The sequence below is a fragment of the Kitasatospora sp. NPDC096077 genome, from assembly GCF_040303245.1.
Lineage (GTDB): Bacteria > Actinomycetota > Actinomycetes > Streptomycetales > Streptomycetaceae > Kitasatospora.
In genome coordinates this window covers 1-17,380 of sequence record NZ_JBEOSV010000078.1, presented here as the reverse complement: position 1 = coordinate 17,380, position 17,380 = coordinate 1, and the positions used below count along the sequence as shown (strand labels likewise).

The following is a 17,380-nucleotide window of genomic DNA, read 5'->3' as shown; positions in this document are numbered from 1 at the left end:
AGCACTGTAGTCGGCACACGCAACTCACCCAACATCGAACGCTGAGTAGTTACCAGACCATGACACGGTGGCCAAGTCCGTTGCCGGGCCCGGCCGATCAGGCGTTCTGCGGCTGCGCGGCGCTCTTCGCCGTCAGCGGCGGACCGGCCGGCACCAGGTTCGACCACTCCTTGGGCACCGGCAGCGGCTGGACGTTCTGGTAGCCCAATCGCGCCTGGTTGCCGCCGGGTTGGTCGTCCGGGTTCTGGGTCGGCTGGTCCCCCGGCGCCGGGGCCGCCGTCTTCGGGGCGCTCGGGCTCGCCGACGGGGTGGGGCCGTGGCCGCCGTCGCCGTTGGCTGGGACGGAGTAGCGCAGGCCGGTCTCGGTGATCAGGAAGTCGGTGCCGGAGGCGGCCGCCGCAGCGCCGTTGGCGTTCGCGTTGGCGTTCGCGTTCGCGTTGGCGTTCGCGTTCGCGTTCGGGTTCGCGTTGGCGTTCGGGTTCGCGTTGGTGCCGCCCTGGTTGCCGCCGGCCGCGTTGTCCATCGCCCGGTAGAACAGGCCGTGGCCGGGCGTCACGTACGCCGCGCCCGCGCCGTTGTTGTACGCCGCCGGGTAGGACGTCCCGGCCCAGACGCTGCGCCTGGCCGTGCGGCCGTCCTCCGTCATCCCGTCGAAGGTGCTGCACACGACCAGCCGGGCGTCCTGGGGCGCCTTCCAGTTGTTCACCGGCGCACCGGTCCGCAGCGGCCAGTCGTCCGAGGTCTTCGGCAGCTTGACGTCGGTGTTGAACCTGGACTGGTCGTCCGGGGTCATCTCGTCGCTGCGCGGCCGCTTGTCCTGGTCGTACTTGTAGAGCACCTGGTAGGCCGGGTTCTGCCGGATCAGCTCCGCCTGGAACGGGGTGACCAGGAACAGCCTGTCCTTGCCCACCACGTAGTCGCGGTCCTGGTAGTGCACCAGCCGGCCGATCCGGCGGTCCGCCGGGTTGCCGAGGTTCACCCCGGAGTTGGGGTTCGGGGCGTCGGCCATGTCCGGGACCTGCGGGAAGGTGATCGGACTCGCCGCGACCAGGGTGTCCAGCCACTCCCGCTTGACCCGCTGCGGCACCGCGTTGGGCCCGAAGACCGCGGTGACCAGCGCCTTGCGCTCGGTGGCGTCGGACTGCGGCGAGCCGATCTCGTGCTTGCGGCCCTGCGCGTCGACCAGGTACACCGGCGCCGCGGCCGGCTGGCCCGACCCCGAGGAGGTCGAGACCTGCTGGTCGTCCGCCTGCTGCACCAGCAACAGCTGGTCCGGGCCGAGCATCCGGTCCTTGGCGGACAGCGCCGCCGCGTCCGCGCCGGCCGCCACGAACACCGCCTGGTTGACGGTCTCCTGCTTGTCGTCCGAGCCCGGACGGTCGCAGACCGCCCACTTCATCGGCCGGCTCGCGTTGTCCTTGCCCGGCAACTTGTCCGGGGCGTACGGGATCCCGATGGTCGGGCCGTGGTTGGGGTAGCGGTCCAGCACCCCGTCGTCCACCACCACGACCTTGGCGTCCACCGGCAGCACCAGCCGCGCCGAGGACATGTTGAGCACCTGGTGCAGCCGCTTGGTCCGGCCGTCCGGGTCGGTCAGCACCACGTACCGGGTGGTCGACTGCTTGCCCTGGATGATGTTCTTGCCGTTGTCCCACTGCACCGGCGCGGCGGGCTTGAACACCCCCCACAGCCCGAACCCGGCCACCACCACCGCCCCGACCAGCACGCTCGGCAGCACCGCCTTCACCGGTCGCGGCGCGTCCTCGTCGCTGCCGCCGCCGGAGGGCGACAGGAACGCCCCCACCGTGCGCTTGCGCGCGAAGGTGTACGCGTTCAGCTCGTCCCGGCGCGATGCCATCCTCGTCGTCCCCCTCTGTCAGACGTGTCCCGGCCGCGGCCGGCCTCCCGTCGGACCGGCCGGCCCCGCGGTCCGCACCCGCCGGGCGGGACCCGGCTCGAACCCTCTACGATGCGGCAGCAGACGGTGAGTACGGTACGGGTACGGTCCGCGAACCAGCCAGCCGGGCCGCGCCAACGGATCAGAGAGGGCCATCGGGGGATGCCAAGCCAGACCGCTCCAGAACGCCGCGGCGCCGAGGGCGGCCCCGGGCCGGGCCGGCCCGGACGGGCCCGGCGCGGCGGCCCGCCCGACCGGACGGCGGCCGGCCACCCGTCGGCGACCGGCGCCGGCGGCCCGGTCCAGGTGCGCGTCAACCCCCGACCCGGGCTGCTCGGCGGCCGGTTGAAGCTCCAGCAGATCGTCCTGGTCGAGGTCGCGGCCGCCCTGGTCGCGGTCGGCTGGACGATCAGCCGCCCGGTCGCGGTCGGCTTCGGCGCGGTCGCGCTGGTCCTGCTGGTGCTGGCCGTCGTCCCACTGCGCGGCCGCACCGTCCCGGAACTGCTGAGCGTGCGCGCCGCCCTCAAGTCCCGCCTGCGGCAAGCGAAGTCGCTGCTGCCGCCGCCCGGCACCGACCCGGCCCTGGCGCCCGCGCTGGAACTCGAACCGGGACTGCGCACCTGCACCCACGCCACCGAGGCCGACCTCGGCGGCCGCCCGGTCCGCCGGGAGACCGGCATGGTCGGCGACGGCACCTTCCTCACCTCAGTGCTGCTCGTCCAGGCCAAGGACCAGCCGCTGCGCCCGGTGCGCACCGCGCTGCCGCTGCCGCTGGACGTGATCTGCTCGGCGCTCACCGTGGACGACATCACCCTGGAGTCGGTGCAGCTGGTCCAGCACACCCAGCCCGCCCCGGCCCAGCACCTGCCCGAACAGTCGCTGGCCGCCCGCGCCTACCGCGAACTGCCCGACGGCACCTCCACCCCCGGGCTGCGGCTCACCTGGATCGCCCTCAAGCTCGACCCGGAGCGCGCGGCCACCGCCGTCCGGGCCCGCGGCGGCGGCGAGGAGGGCGCCCGCAAGGCGCTCCAGCGGGTGACCGACCAGCTGGCCGGGCGGCTGAACAGCGCCGGGTTCAACGCGACCGTGCTGGACGAGCGCGAGCTGATCGCCGCCCTGTCCATCGCCACCTGCGCCAACCCGATCGCGGTGGCCGGGCGCCAGGGCACCGGCAGCGGCGGCGGCACCACCCGCCGCACCCAGGAGGGCACCCGCTTCTGGCGGATCGACGACCGCTGGCACAGCACCTACTGGATCTCCCGCTGGCCGCAGCTGTCCCGCCCCGGCGGCCCGGCCGGCCGGATCGGCGCCCCGGACCTGGTCAACCTGATCACCGGCACCCCCGCGCTGGCCAGCACCTTCAGCCTCACCGCCGGGCGCGGCACCGGCGGCTCGGTGACCGTCAGCGGACACCTGCGGGTGACCGGGCGCAACGAGAGCGAGGTCGGCCAGGTCGGCCGCCAGGTGGAGACGCGGGCGCAGAGCGCCGGACTCGGCCTGGTCCGGCTCGACCTCGAACAGGCCCCCGGCGTGCTCGCCACCCTGCCACTGGGAGGAACGTCCTGATGGCGTACCGGACCTACCCCTCCACCAGCCCCACGCCCGGCCCCGAGCGCCGCCGACCGCGGCCGCGGATCCTGCCCGGCTTCGGGCTGCGCGGGCCGCGCCGGGAGAAGCACGTGCTGGAGGCCGCCGACCTCGGGGCGCTGGCCTTCCCGGTCGGCGACGACGGCGTGGTCATCGGCGTCGACCCGCAGGGGTCGCCCGCGGTGCTGGGACTGTTCCGTCCCAGCGCGTACGACCTGGTGCTGGTCGGCGGCGTCTGGACGGCACAGGTCATCGCGCTGCGGGCGGCCGCGATCGGCGCCCGGGTCGCGGTGGAGACCGCCCGCGCGCAGCTCTGGGGCCCGATGGCGCAGGCCGCCGGCGGCGGACAGCCGTGCGTGACGGTCCACCAGGTCGGACGGCTCGGCCCGCAGGGCGCCTCGGTGGCCTCGCCGGTGCTGGTGGTGCGCGACCTCGGCGCCCGTCCGCCGCGCAGCCGGCTCTCCGCCGCGCCCTGGCAGACCACCCTGACGCTGCTCCCCTACCTCGGCCCGAACGCCTCGCGGGTGCTCAACGCGGCCGACCTGGTCGGGGTGCAGCGGATCATGCCCCAGGAGGCCGAGTTGGTCGGCCGGGTGCTGTCGCTGCCGCCGGAGGACGTGGCCGCGCTGCCCGCGCTCGGCGACGACCTCACCCTCTGGGCCACCCGGATGCGGCGTCAGTACGTCCGGGCGGTGGCCGGACAGGCCGAACAGCAGGTGCTCGGCGGCCCGCGCCGGATGGACTGAGGGGCGTTCCCGGGCCGGTCGATCCCGGTCCGGAACCGCAGCCGCCTTCAACCGGAGCAGCCGAACGGCCTAGTCTTTGTTGCGGCAACGGCACCGCTGAACAAGCGGCGGCGAACACGAGGGAGCCCTAGTGAGCAGCGATCGGGACGGCGTCTACGTCGGCGACAACGCGGCGGAGGACGACGACGACTGGTCCGACGCGCCCGACTACACTCCCCCGTCCTGGTACGTCCGGTCGGGCCCGGCGACGCCGGCGGCCGAGCCCGCCGCCGACCCGGCCGCCCCGCTGACTCCGTCGGTTCCCGCCCCGGCCGCGGGCCCCGCGCCGGTGGCCGAGCCCGGTCCGGCGGCCGTGGCCGCACCCGTGCCGCCGGGGCAGGCCGTGCAGGCCGAGGCGCAGCACGTCCCGTTCCCGGTGGCGGCTCCGCAGGCTCCGCCGGCCCCGCCGGTGCTGCCGGAGCAGCCGCAGGCCCCGCAGGCCCCCGTGTCCGCCGCCTGGCCGCCGGCCGCGGCGGCCCCGGTCCAGCCGAGCGCGCCGCTGTCGTACCCGGCCGCTCCGCAGGCACCCCAGGCACCGCAGCCGCCGCTGCCGCAGCCCGCACCGCCGGTGGCGCCGGTGGCGCCGCAGGACTTCGCGCAGCCGCCGGTCCAGCCGATGCCCGTTCAGGACGCGGCCGTCCCGCAGCCCCCGGCGGTTCCGCAGGCACCCCCGGCCCCGCAGCCGCCGCAGCTGCCGCAGGACCCGCAGGCCGGTTGGGACCCGCAGACCGGTTGGGATCCGCAGGCCGCCTGGGCCGCCCAGCAGGCGGCCGCCGCCCAACCACAGCCGCCGCAGCCCGCGCCGCCGGTCCAGGCCCAGCCCGTCCAGCCGCAGCCCGCCCCGGTGGACCCGCGGCAGGGCGGCTGGCCGCAGCCCGGCGCCTACCCGCCGCCGGCCGCCGGTCAGCCCCAGCCCGGTTACACCGGTCACCCCGGTTACCCCGGCCAGCCGCAGCATCCCGGCCCCGCGCAGCCCTGGCCGCCGCAGGGCGCCGCCACTCCGCCGCCCGCCGCGTTCCAGCAGGCCGCCGCCCCGCAGCAGACCGCCCACGGCGCGCCGCTCGGCTACACCGCCGCCGTCGAGCTGTCCTCGGACCGGCTGCTGCGCAGCCAGCCCAAGCAGCAGCGCCAGCAGCCGCGGTTCCAGTTCGGCGGCAAGGCCGCGGCGGCCGAGAAGGCCCGCAAGCTGGAGATCATCCGCACCCCGGTGCTGAGCTGCTACCGGATCGCCGTGATCAGCCTCAAGGGCGGCGTCGGCAAGACCACGACCACCACCGCGCTCGGCGCGACCCTGGCCAGCGAGCGCCAGGACAAGGTGATCGCGATCGACGCCAACCCGGACGCCGGCACCCTGGGCCGCCGGGTCAAGCGCCAGACCGGCGCGACCATCCGCGACCTGGTGACGGCGATCCCGCACCTGCGCAGCTACATGGACATCCGTCAGTTCACCTCGCAGGACCTGAACTCGGGCCTGGAGATCCTGGCGAACGACGTCGACCCGGCCGTCTCGACCACCTTCAACGACTCGGACTACCGCCAGGTCATCGACGTGCTGGGCCGCCAGTACCCGATCATCCTGACCGACTCCGGCACCGGTCTGCTGTACAGCGCGATGCGCGGGGTGCTGGACCTCGCCGACCAGCTGATCATCGTCTCGACCCCGAGCGTGGACGGCGCCTCCAGCGCCTCGACCACCCTGGACTGGCTCTCCGCGCACGGCTACGCCGACCTGGTGCAGCGCAGCATCACGGTGGTCTCCGGGGTGCGCGAGACCAGCAAGATGATCAAGGTCGAGGACATCGTCGCGCACTTCCAGACCCGCTGCCGCGGCGTCGTCGTGGTGCCCTTCGACGAGAGCCTGGCGGCCGGTGCCGAGGTCAACCTCGACATGATGCGGCCCAAGGTCCGGGAGGCGTACTTCGAGCTGGCCACCCTGGTCGGCGAGGACATCGCCCGGGCCCAGCAGGCGGCCGCCCAGCAGTCCGGCTGGCAGCAGCAGGCCCAGGCGGCCCACCAGCAGCAGCCCGGCCAGCCGCAGCCGTACCCCGTCGACCCGCAGCAGCAGGGCTACCCCGGCCAGGCCGCCCAGCCCGCCCCCGGGGCGCCGTGGGCACCGCAGCCCGGCCAGGCCCCGCCGCCCCCGCCCGGGTACGGCTACCCGCAGCAGCCCGCCCCCGGCGCGCCCTGGCCGCAGCAGCCGCCCGCCCCGCAGCCGGGCCCCGGCTACGGCTACCCGCCGCCGCAGGCACAGCCGCCCCAGCAGTGACGACGAAGCAGTGACGACGAAGGGCCCGCCGAGGAGTCGGCGGGCCCTTCCACGTGCGCGGGGTCAGACCCCGGTCAGCTCCCTGGCCCGCTTGACGTCGTCGGCCATCCGGTCCAGCAGCGCCTCGATGGAGTCGAACTTCTCCATCCCGCGCAGGTAGGCCAGGAAGTCGACGGCCACGTGCAGCCCGTACAGGTCGAGGCCGACCCGGTCGATGGCGTACGCCTCGACGGTGCGGGCGGTGCCGTCGAAGGTCGGGTTGGTGCCGACCGAGATCGCGGCCGGCATCCTCTCGCCCTGGGCGGTGAGCCAGCCCGCGTACACGCCGTCGGCCGGGACGGCGCTGTGCGGCACGGTCTCCACATTGGCGGTCGGGTAGCCCAGCTCGCGGCCGCGCTGCGCCCCGCGCACCACCACGCCCTCGACCCGGTGCGGGCGGCCGAGCACCTCGTTGGCGCCGGCCATGTCGCCGGTCTCGACCAGGCGGCGGGTCAGGCTGGAGGAGAACGGCTCGCCGTCCCCGGCGGTGCCGGACACCTGGAGGTCCACCAGCTCGACCTGGAAGTCGTCCGCCCGGCCCAGCTCGGCGAGCAGCGCGACGTTCCCGGCGGCCTTGTGCCCGAAGCGGAAGTTGGGGCCCTCGATGACCACCCGGGCGCGCAGCGCGTCCACCAGCACCTGCTGGACGAAGGTCTCCGGGGACTCCTTGGAGAACTCGGTGGTGAACGGCAGCACCAGCACCGCGTCCACGCCGAGTTCGGCGATCAGCTCGGCCCGGCGCGGGTGCGGCGCGAGCAGCGGCGGGTGGCTGCCCGGACGGATCACCTCGCGCGGGTGCGGGTCGAAGGTCACCACGACCGAGGGGAGGCCGAGTTCGCGGGCCCGCTCGACCGCCCGACCGATGATCAGCTGATGCCCGCGGTGCACCCCGTCGAACGAGCCGATGGTGACGACGCTGCGTCCCCAGTCACCGGGGATCTCCTCCAGGCCACGCCAGCGCTGCACCCGACTGCTCCTTGTTCCGTACGGTGCGTACCCTCGTACGCTCAAACGCTCACAACCGAACCCCTATAGCGTGCCATGCGCCCGCCCCGGCTCCGGCACCGGAATGGGGGTTGGGCGCAGCGGTGCCCGAGGAGCCGACGCGGGTACGGTCCGCTCGGCCTCGGCGGCGGCGTACTGCGGGTCCCGGCCGGCCGCCACCAGGGCCCGCAGCCGGGCCAGCCGGGGGCCGTCCGGGGCGGTCGGCGCGGCGTCCCGCGGCCAGCGGGCGAGCAGCCGGGCGAAGGCCGCCGAGCGCCCGGCGCAGCGCACCAGCAGCTCGTCCGCACCGGTCAGCCCCGGGGTCGCCCGGGCCAGTACGGCACGGGCCCGGGCGGGGTTCTCGGCCGCGCAGTGCTCGGCGAGGCGCTCCACGGCGACGGTCAGCACCGCCCGGTCGGTCTCGGTGGCGAGCAGGGTGTCCAGCAGCTCGCAGCGCAGCGCGTCCGCCGCCGGGTCGGTCACCGGCACGGACAGCACCTCGGCGAACGGCCCGCGCACGGCAGCCGCCCGGGCCGCCAGCGCGCCGCCGAGCAGCACCCGCAGTTCCAGCCGGGCGGCCGGACCGTCGATCGCGGCCTGCCGCAGCCGTCGGCCGAGGTAGTCGACGGCGACCGGCCCGGCCAGCTCCGGGTGCCGGCGCAGCAGCCGGGCGGCCAGTTCGGCGCTGCGCCGGGCGGCCACCGGGGCCCGGGCGTCGGCGAGCACCCGCAGGGTCTCGGCGGGGGCCGCGCCGGGGCGGGCGAGCCGGTCGGCGAGTGCGGCCAGCACGGGTTCCGGGTCGCTCTCCAGGGCCGGGGCGAGCGCGCTCGGGGTGAGGAAGGCGTCGCCGCCCGCGCGGTGCCGGGCCAGCGCGGCGTCCAGGTGCCCGGCCCGGGTCACCGGGTCGGCGACCAGCAGGGCCAGCGCGGCGCCGTGCAGGCCCGGTTCGTCCTCGCGGGCGAGCAGGGTCAGCGCGCCGAAGCGCAGCAGTTCGGCCCCGGCCCCGCCCGCGTACGGGGCGGTGCGCAGCGCGTGCACGGCGGCCGCGACGTGCCGCTCGGGCCGCCGGTCGTGGCTCCAGCGGTCCACCGCGCGGCAGAGCGTGGACGGTTCCTCGGCGGCGAGCACGGTGAGCAGTGCGTCCGCCCTCGGGTGGGCGGCGTCGGCCAGCGCGTCGGCCAACTCGTCCAGGGCCAGCCACCGGTGGGCGTACAGCAGGTCGTGGGCGAGCTCGGCGACCCTGGAGCCCTGGTCGTCGAACCAGGTGCAGAGCAGCGGGAACACCGCGACCGGGTCGGCGCGCAGCCGTTCGGCCACCGTGCCGAGGAACCGCCGCCCGGGGCCGTCGGCGGTCACCAGCCTTCGCAGCAGGTCGAGTTCGGCCTCGACCGGCAGACCGAGGCCGGTCCAGAACTCCGGACCGAAGCGGTTCAGCCCGTCGAGCGTCTCCCAACTCCCGGCGGTGGCCGCCCGTTCGGCCATCCGCCGGGCCAACTGGTCGAGCAGCTCCCGGTGTTCGACCCGGTCGGGACTGGCGGCGAGCCCGGCGGCGAGCAACCGGGCCGCCCACCAGGCGGGTTCGCTGCCCGGCGGGCGCAGGTCCAGCGCGCGCCAGATCCGGTGCAGCCACGGGTCCAGGGCGGGCGCGCCCCAGGTCTCGCCGATCCGGCGCAGCGCGGCGGTGACCGGGCCGATCCGGTGCCGGGGGACGGCCGGGCCGGCTCCCTCCGGTCCGGGCGGGGTGTCCTCGGCCTCGCCCAGCAGCATCCGCAGCGCCGCGTCCAGGTCCAGGTGCCGGCCCTGCAGCCAGTCGGCGAACTCCCCGTGGGCGAAGCGGAAGCCGGGCCCGGCGGGAACGAACAGCCCCTCGGCGAGCACCGCCGTGGCCCAGCCGCCGTCGACCGGGAACAGTTCCTCGAAGGCCTCCCGCCCCAGCGCGCCCGGCTCCGCACCGAGCATCCGCCGGGCCGCCTCGTGCACCCGCCCGGCCACCGCCGCCGCGAGCCGGCGCACCCGGCGCTGGCGCGGTCCGGTGGGCCGGGCGGTGCCGCGGCGGTGGGCGCCCGGGCGGCGCGGCCGGCCGTCCTCGGCCAGCCGCTGGGCCACCCGCAGGCAGCGCAGGTCCAGGTGGGCGCCGAACAGCTCGCCGCGCCGGGCCGGCCCGTCGTGCAGGCCCTGCGCCCACAGCTCCCCGGCCAGTCGGACGGCGAGCGGGTGCCGGGCGTCCTCCGCGGCGGCCGGTCGGCCCGGTGGCAGCCCGTAGCGGCGGCGGACCCGCTCGGCCGCCTCCGCGGGCAGCGGGCCCAGCCGGTGCCCGGCCAGGGTCGGCGCGCCGGGGCCGCCGCCGTCCATCCGGACGGTCGGGGCGCTGGCCAGGTCGCCGTCCGGTCCGGGTTCGGCCGAACAGGTGAGGTCGGGGCCGCCGCGCCCCCAGGGCTCGGCCGCCAGCCGTTCCCAGACCTCCTCGCCGCAGGCCGTCAGCAGCCGGGCCCCGCAGCCGGTCAGCCACTGCCCGGCGCCGCGCAGCCAGCGCGGGTCCGGCTCGGCCGGGGCCTCCTCCGGGCCGTCCAGCACCACCAGCAGCGGGCGTCCGGCCGCCGCGCACAGCGCCGCGAGGGGCTCCGGCGGGGGCGCGGGGACGCCGAGCCCGGCCGCGGCGGCGGCCAGCGCCCGTTCCACGGGTTCGGCCAGCGAGCGGTCCTCGGCGCGCAGGTCGGCGCCGCGCAGCCAGAGCGTGGGCCGCGGCCGGTCGCCGCCGGAGCGGCGGACGGCCAGCGCGGCCAGTTCGGTGGAGCGGCCGCTGCCGGGCGCGCCGACCAGGGCGGTGACGGTCGCCTCCGGTTCGTCCCCGGCCAGGCCGTCCGGCCGGTCCACCCGGTCGGCGGCCAGCCCGGACACCCGGTCCGGTCCGGCCCCGGCGGCGGCCAGCTGGGCGGCGGCCAGCCGCAGCACCCCGGCCAGGTTCAGCGCCGGACCGTACCCGGGCACCGCCGCCGCGTTGCGCGCCAGCAGCCCGGCCAGCGCCTCCGCGACCACCGCCCCGCCACCGGCCGGCACGGCCGCCAGCGCCCCACCGGGCCCGGAACCGCCGTACTGCGAGCCGCGCAGGGCGGGCGCGGCCAGTGCCACCACGGCACCGCTGCGGGCGTCCAGCACCGGCGAGCCGGCCGGTACCGCGACCCCGGCCACCAGCGGCACGTCCAGCACCAGCACCCCGGCCAGCCGGTGCCCGCCGTACGCCGCGCCGCCGACGCCCAGCAGCCCGCAGCGCAGCACCACCGCCCGGCCGTCCTCGCCGGTGAGCGCGGGCAGCAGCACCTCGTGCCCGGCGCCGACCGCGGCCACCGGCAGCGGCGGCACCGGCAGCCCGCCGAGCGCCTCGGTGCGCAGCAGGGCGAGCCCGTGCTCGGGCAGCGGCAGCACGGCGTCCGGGCCGAGCACCAGGGTCCGGCCGCCGGGGGTGTGCAGCACCACCCGGTCCAGGCCGGCCACGGCCTCGTGCGCGGTGAGCACGCCGCCCTGCGGGTCGGCCGCGAACCCTAAGCCGTGCAGCCGCCCGTTGAGGTCGCGGATCCGCAGCAGGTACCGCCCCGGATCGCCCTCCGCAAACCCCGGCATGGAAGCCCCTTCGCCCGTCGTCCGGGCCCGTCGCCCGCTCGCCGCGGGGAGCCTGCCCCCGGTCGGGTCGCCCCGACCGCCCCCGCGCCGTTCACCACGGTCGTTCACCTCGCGCGCTCCCCCGTGGGGGTGAATGCGTCCGCACAGGGGAAACCCCCGCCGGGAGGACTCCCGACGGGGGTTTCGACGCGACCGGTGCGGCCGGACCCAGAGATTCGGCGGCCCGGGGGCTCAGCCGACGAACACCGCGACCGGCTTCGCCTGCCCGCCCTTCTCCTCGACCAGCGCGAGGAACCGCCCGTCCGGCCCGAACACCGCGATCGGCCCGTCCACGCCCAGCCCGGGCGCCTTCAGCCGGGCCCCGTGCGACAGCTTCTCCGCCGAGTCCTCGTCCAGGTCCCAGCGCGGGAAGGCGGCCGCCGCGGCCGCCGCGATCGGCAGCACCTCCAGCGGCGCGCCGGACTCGCCGGTGACGGCGGCCTCCAGCTCCTCCAGGGTGCGCGCCGACTCCACCCCGTACGGCCCGACCTTGGTGCGCCGCAGCGCCGTCAGGTGCCCGCCGACGCCCAGCCCGGCGCCCAGGTCGCGGGCCAGCGCCCGGATGTAGGTGCCGGAGGAGCACTCGACGGTCACGTCCAGGTCGATCACCGGGGTGCCGTCCTCGGCGACCGCCGCGCGCTGCCCGTGCACGGTGAAGGAGTGGATCGTGGTGGGCCGGGCCGCGATTTCGAAGTCCTCGCCCTCGCGCACCCGGGCGTAGGACCGCTTGCCGTCGATCTTGATCGCGCTGACCTTGGACGGCACCTGCATGATCTCGCCGGTGAGCGCCACGATCCCGGCGTCGATCGCCTCCCGGGTGACCGCGTCCGCCGGGGCCGAGGCGGTGACCTCGCCCTCCCGGTCGTCGGTGACGGTGGTCTGGCCGAGCCGGATGGTCGCCTCGTACGTCTTGGCGGTCAGCATCAGGTGGCCGAGCAGCCGGGTGGCCCGCTCGATGCCGATCACCAGCACGCCGGTGGCCATCGGGTCCAGCGTGCCGGCGTGCCCGACCTTGCGGGTCCCGGCCAGCCACCGCAGTTTGGCGACGACCCCGTGCGAGGTGATGCCCTCGGGCTTGTCCACGATCACCAGGCCGTCCGGGCCGGTGCCTTTGCGCTTCATCGAGTTCTTCGGGTCTTTCTCTAGGACGTGCGGACGTGCTCCAGGACACCGTACGAGAGGTGCGGGCCGGTCAGCGGACGGGTCGGCCTCAGCGGACGGGTCGCAGCGCGCCCCGGAACCGCTCGACCACCGCGGCGACGTCCTCCCGGGCACTGAACCCGGCCGCGAAGACGTGCCCGCCGCCGCCCAGTTCGGCACAGGCGGCGGCCACGTCCACCGCCCCCTTGGAGCGGGAGGAGCCGCGCAGGGTGCCGTCCGGGTCCTGCTTGAGCACCAGCGCCACCTCGGCCTCGGCCGGGCGGCGCAGGATGTCGATCAGCCCCTCGATCTCCTCGACCGTGACGCTGAACAGCGCCAGGTCCTGGTACGGCACCCAGGTCCACACCAGGCCCAGCCCGTCGGCCGCCGCCGGCTCGTAGACGGCCCGGTCCAGCGCGGCCGCGAGCACCTTGAGGTAGCCGAAGGAGGAGGTGTCCCACAGCTGCCGGGAGATCAGGTCGTGCCGGATGCCGGTGGCCAGCAGCCGCCCGGCGAGTTCATGGGTCGCGGGCGTGGTCGCCCGGTACTTGAAGGAGCCGGTGTCGGTGGCGACCCCGGTGTAGAGGCAGGTGGCCAGCGACTGGTCGAGTTCGACGCCGAGCCGGCGCAGCAGCTCGTCCACCAGGACGGCGGTGGCCGGCGCGGTCGGGTCGATCAGCTGGTGGGTGCCGAAGCCCGGGTTGGAGGCGTGGTGGTCGAACACCACCAGGACGGGCGCGGCGAAGGCCTTGTCGTGCAGCAGCCCCAGCCGGCTCTGCGCGGCGACGTCGAAGCAGAGCACCAGCTCGGGCACGTCCGGCACCTCGGCGGCCGGCACGATCAGCTCCTGACCGGGCAGGAAGGCCAGCGACTCGGGCACGATCTGCGGGTCGTCGCCGAACGAGACCCGGACCTGCTTGCCGAGCGCGCGCAGGGCCAGGCCCGCCGCCAGCGAGGAGCCCAGCGCGTCGCCGTCCGGGCAGATGTGGCAGATCAGGTCGATCGAGCGGGCCCTCCCGATCTCCGCCACCACCTGCTGCCAGATCAGCTCGAAGCCGCTCTCCTCGGTGCGCGGGCCGGGGAGCGCCGCGAGGGCACCCTCCACCGTGCTGGTGGAGGACGCCCCCGTGGTCGATCCGGCTCGCGAGGCGGCCTGCGCCGGCTCACCCGCCATGACTACTCGTCCTCGTCGTCACGCTCGGACGCCGGCACCCGGTACGGGTCCGCGTCGCCGGCGTAGGCCGCCCCCGCGGCGGTGGTGCGCACCGCCGCGTCGATGGCCTTGGCCCGGTCGAGCAGGTCGTCGATGTTCCGGGCGTTCTCCGGCAGCGCGTCCGCGACGAAGGTCAGGGTGGGAGTGAAGCGCACCCCGATCTTGCCGACCTCGGAGCGGATCACGCCCTTGGCGCTCTCCAGCGCCGCGGCGGTGGCCTCGCGGTCGGTCTCGTCACCGAAGACGGTGTAGAAGACGGTGGCCTCGCGCAGGTCGCCGGTCACCCGGGTGTCGGTGATGGTCACGAACCCCAGTCGCGGGTCCTTGATCCGGCGCTCCAGGGTCTGGGCGACGACCACCTGGATGCGGTCGGCGAGCTTGCGCGCCCTTGCGGTGTCGGTCACGTTGCCTCCTCGTGCAGTGGGCCCGGTACCGGGGCGAGTTGCGCACCCGTCGGGGCCCATGCCCCAAAGTACCGGCCCGCGCCCGGCCTTGCGGGCGCTCTCGGTCCTGAGCTGTGTGAGAACGGCGACTTCCGCCGACCGGCTCCACAGCTCTCATTCATCGTCGTCGTTGTGGTAGCGCCTCCTCGCGGAGAGGAGTTGCACCTCGGGGCGGCCGGCGACCAACCGCTCACAGCTGTCCAGGACCTCGGTGACGTACCCGGCTTCGCCGGAGACCACCGCCAGGCCGATCTCGGCCCGGCGGTGCAGGTCCTGGTTCCCGGTCTCGGCAGCGCACACGCTGTACTTGCGCTGCAGTTCGGCCACGATGGGCCGCACGATCGAACGCTTCTCCTTGAGCGAGTGGACGTCGCCCAGCAGCAGGTCGAAGGTGAGTGTTCCCACGAACATGTAGTGACAGGTCAAGCCGACCTGGGAGGCCTCGGGGAGCAGCCCTGAACCGGGCTGACACCCCGGACCCTACACAGCGAGACCGGGGCCGGTCGACGGGAATACCACCCGTCGACCGGCCCCGGCTGACACCGACTAGGCGCGCGGCTTCTCGCGCATCTCGTAGGTCTCGATGATGTCCTCGACCTTGATGTCGTTGAACGACCCCAGGGTGACACCGGCCTCGAAGCCCTCGCGGACCTCGGTCGCGTCGTCCTTGAAGCGGCGCAGGCCCTCGATGGTGAGGCCCTCCGCCACGACCTTGCCGTCGCGCAGCAGGCGGGCCTTGGTGTTGCGGCGGATGATGCCGTCGCGGACCAGGACACCGGCGATGTTGCCGAACTTGGAGGAGCGGAAGACCTCGCGGATCTCCGCGGCGCCGAGGCGCACCTCCTCGTACTCCGGCTTGAGCTTGCCCTTGAGGGCGTTCTCGATCTCCTCGATCGCCTGGTAGATGACCGAGTAGTACCGGACGTCCACGCCTTCCTTGTCGGCCGCGGTGCGCGCACGGCCTTCGGCGCGCACGTTGAAGCCGATGATGATGGCGTCCGAGCCCATCGCCAGGTCCACGTCGGACTCGGTGATGGCACCCACACCGCGGTGCAGGACCCGGAGCTCGACCTCCTCGCCCACGTCCAGCTTGACGAGGGCGTCCTCAAGGGCCTCCACCGAACCGGAGACGTCACCCTTGATGATGAGGTTGAGCTGCTCGATGGAGCCGGCGGCGATGGCCTTGTCCAGGTCCTCCAGGGACACCCGGACCCGACGCTGCGCGAAGGCGGCGTTGCGGTCGCGGGCCGAGCGCTTCTCGGCGATCTGACGGGCGGTGCGGTCCTCGTCGACGACGATGAAGCTGTCGCCGGCGCGGGGCACCGAGGTCAGACCGAGCAGCAGCACCGGACGGGACGGGCCGGCCTCGGCGAGGTTGTTGCCGTTCTCGTCGAGCATCGCGCGGACGCGGCCGTAGGCGTCGCCCACGACGATCGAGTCACCGACGCGGAGGGTACCGCGCTGGACCAGGACGGTCGCCATGGCGCCGCGGCCCTTGTCCAGGTGGGCTTCGATCGCAATACCCTGCGCGTCCTGCTCGGGGTTGGCCCGCAGGTCGAGCGAGGCGTCCGCGGTCAGGACCACGGCCTCCAGCAGCTGGTCGATGTTCAGACCCTGGCGCGCGGAGATGTCGACGAACATGGTGTCGCCGCCGTACTCCTCGGCCACCAGGCCGAACTCGGTCAGCTGGCCGCGGACCTTGGTCGGGTCGGCGCCCTCGACGTCGATCTTGTTGACGGCGACCACGATCGGCACACCGGCGGCCTTGGCGTGGTTCAGCGCCTCGACCGTCTGCGGCATGACACCGTCGTTGGCCGCGACCACCAGGATCGCGATGTCGGTGGACTTGGCACCACGGGCACGCATGGCGGAGAACGCCTCGTGACCCGGGGTGTCGAGGAAGGTGATCGGGCGCTCTTCGCCGTTCACGATCGTCGCCACCTGGTAGGCACCGATGTGCTGGGTGATGCCACCGGCCTCGCCGGCCACCACGTTGGACTTGCGGATGGCGTCCAGCAGGCGGGTCTTACCGTGGTCGACGTGACCCATGACGGTGACGACCGGCGGGCGCGGGGCCAGCTGGTCCTCGTCGCCCTCGTCGGCACCGAAGTCGATGTCGAACGACTCCAGCAGCTCGCGGTCCTCGTCGTCCCGGCTGACGATCTCCAGCTGGAAGCCCATCTCGCCAGCCAGCAGCTCAAGGGTCGCGTCGGAGACCGACTGGGTCGCGGTGACCATCTCACCGAGGTTGAACATGACGGAGACGAGCGCGGCCGGGTTGGCGTTGATCTTCTCCGCGAAGTCCATCAGCGAGGCGCCGCTCGACAGGCGAACGGTCTGGCCGTTGCCGCGAGGGAGCATCACACCGCCGACGGACGGGGCCTGCATGGCCTCGTACTCCTGGCGCTTCGCCCGCTTCGACTTGCGACCGCGCGCCGGGCGACCGCCCGGGCCACGACCGAAGGCGCCCTGCGTGCCACCACGGGCACCCGGGCCGCCGGGACGACCGCCGAAGCCACCGGGACGCGGGCCGCCGAAGCCGCCGCCACCACCGGGAGCACCGCCACCCGGACGCGGGCCGCCGAAGCCGCCGCCACCGGCCGGACGCGAGCCCGGACCGGCCGGACGACCCTGGAAGCCGGGACGGGCACCGCCGGCGCCGCCCGGACCACCCGGACGACCGCCGGGGCCACCCGGGCCACGGCCGCCGGGGCCCGGACGCGGGCCGGCCGGACGCTGCGGCATCATGCCCGGGTTCGGACGCGGCATGCCGGACGGGGACGGGGCGCCACCGGGGCGCGGGCCGGCCGGACGCGGCATGCCGTCGGGGCGCGGAGCACCACCGGGACGCGGGGCGCCACGGTCGGCACCCGGGGCACCGGCGGGACGCGGACGGTCGCCACCGGGACGCGGGGCGCCACGGTCGGCACCCGGGGCACCGGCGGGACGCGGACGGTCGCCACCGGGACGCGGGGCGCCACGGTCAGCACCGGGGGCACCGGCGGGACGCGGACGGTCGCCACCGGGACGCGGACGGTCGCCGCCCTGCGCGCCCGGAGCACCCGGACGGGCACCCGGCGCGCCCGGACGGCGGTCGCCGGGGCGGGCCATGCCGGTCGCGCTGCCGGAGGTGAAGGGGTTGTTGCCCGGACGCGGGCCGGCCGGACGCGGGCCCGGACGGGCACCACCGGAGGCCTGGGCCGCCGGACGCGGGGCCTGGGCGGCCGGACGCGCGGCGTCGCCACCGGCCGGAGCCGGCGAGGAGAACTCAGCCGCGGGAGCGGCCGGGGCCGCCGGAGCGGCGGGACGCGCAGCCGGGCGCGGGCCCGGGGTCGGCGCACCGGCCGGACGCGGGGCGGCCGGCGCGGG

General features: G+C 75.7%; 11 protein-coding genes. 3 read left to right on the top strand and 8 right to left on the bottom strand.

Annotated elements, in window-relative coordinates; genetic code table 11:
- Positions 1–97 precede the first annotated feature (97 nt).
- Positions 98–1,858 (bottom strand): type VII secretion protein EccB, encoded by a 1,761-nt coding sequence (locus tag ABTZ03_RS38080; protein ID WP_350517786.1) that lies wholly within the window; start codon positions 1,856–1,858, stop codon positions 98–100.
- 201 nt (positions 1,859–2,059) lie between these two features.
- Between ABTZ03_RS38080 and eccE the strand changes: the two genes are divergently transcribed.
- The 3 genes from eccE to ABTZ03_RS38065 all read left to right on the top strand — a co-directional run bounded on the left by eccE (position 2,060) and on the right by ABTZ03_RS38065 (position 6,535).
- Positions 2,060–3,463 carry a type VII secretion protein EccE gene (gene eccE / locus ABTZ03_RS38075; protein ID WP_350517785.1) on the top strand — a complete coding sequence of 468 codons (1,404 nt, stop codon included), beginning with the start codon at positions 2,060–2,062 and terminating at the stop codon, positions 3,461–3,463.
- Entirely contained in the window at positions 3,463–4,230 is a 768-nt protein-coding gene (locus ABTZ03_RS38070) for a hypothetical protein (protein WP_350517784.1), read from the top strand. The genes eccE and ABTZ03_RS38070 overlap by 1 nt, the downstream gene beginning before the upstream one ends.
- 130 nt (positions 4,231–4,360) lie before the next feature.
- A complete protein-coding gene (locus ABTZ03_RS38065) occupies positions 4,361–6,535 on the top strand; it encodes a MinD/ParA family ATP-binding protein (protein WP_350517783.1) in 2,175 nt (724 codons plus the stop codon).
- 63 nt (positions 6,536–6,598) lie between these two features.
- Here the strand turns inward: ABTZ03_RS38065 and ABTZ03_RS38060 are convergent, their stop codons facing one another.
- The 7 genes from ABTZ03_RS38060 to infB all read right to left on the bottom strand — a co-directional run.
- A complete protein-coding gene (locus ABTZ03_RS38060) occupies positions 6,599–7,540 on the bottom strand; it encodes a bifunctional riboflavin kinase/FAD synthetase (RefSeq protein WP_350517782.1) in 942 nt (313 codons plus the stop codon).
- 63 nt (positions 7,541–7,603) lie between these two features.
- Complete coding sequence (locus tag ABTZ03_RS38055; protein ID WP_350517781.1) at positions 7,604–11,176, bottom strand: serine protease; 3,573 nt, start codon at positions 11,174–11,176, stop codon at positions 7,604–7,606.
- A 231-nt stretch (positions 11,177–11,407) separates the two neighbouring features.
- Complete coding sequence (gene truB / locus ABTZ03_RS38050; RefSeq protein ID WP_350517780.1) at positions 11,408–12,337, bottom strand: tRNA pseudouridine(55) synthase TruB; 930 nt, start codon at positions 12,335–12,337, stop codon at positions 11,408–11,410.
- A gap of 88 nt (positions 12,338–12,425) precedes the next feature.
- Positions 12,426–13,529, bottom strand: coding sequence for a DHH family phosphoesterase (locus ABTZ03_RS38045; protein ID WP_350517779.1), 1,104 nt, complete (start codon positions 13,527–13,529; stop codon positions 12,426–12,428).
- Positions 13,530–13,531: 2 nt separating this feature from the next.
- Entirely contained in the window at positions 13,532–13,972 is a 441-nt protein-coding gene (rbfA, locus tag ABTZ03_RS38040) for a 30S ribosome-binding factor RbfA (protein WP_350517778.1), read from the bottom strand.
- Positions 13,973–14,125: 153 nt separating this feature from the next.
- Positions 14,126–14,422 (bottom strand): DUF503 domain-containing protein, encoded by a 297-nt coding sequence (locus tag ABTZ03_RS38035; protein ID WP_030289887.1) that lies wholly within the window; start codon positions 14,420–14,422, stop codon positions 14,126–14,128.
- Positions 14,423–14,557: 135 nt separating this feature from the next.
- On the bottom strand, positions 14,558–17,380 hold a 2,823-nt coding region (gene infB, locus ABTZ03_RS38030), incomplete at its 5' end, for a translation initiation factor IF-2 (protein ID WP_350517777.1).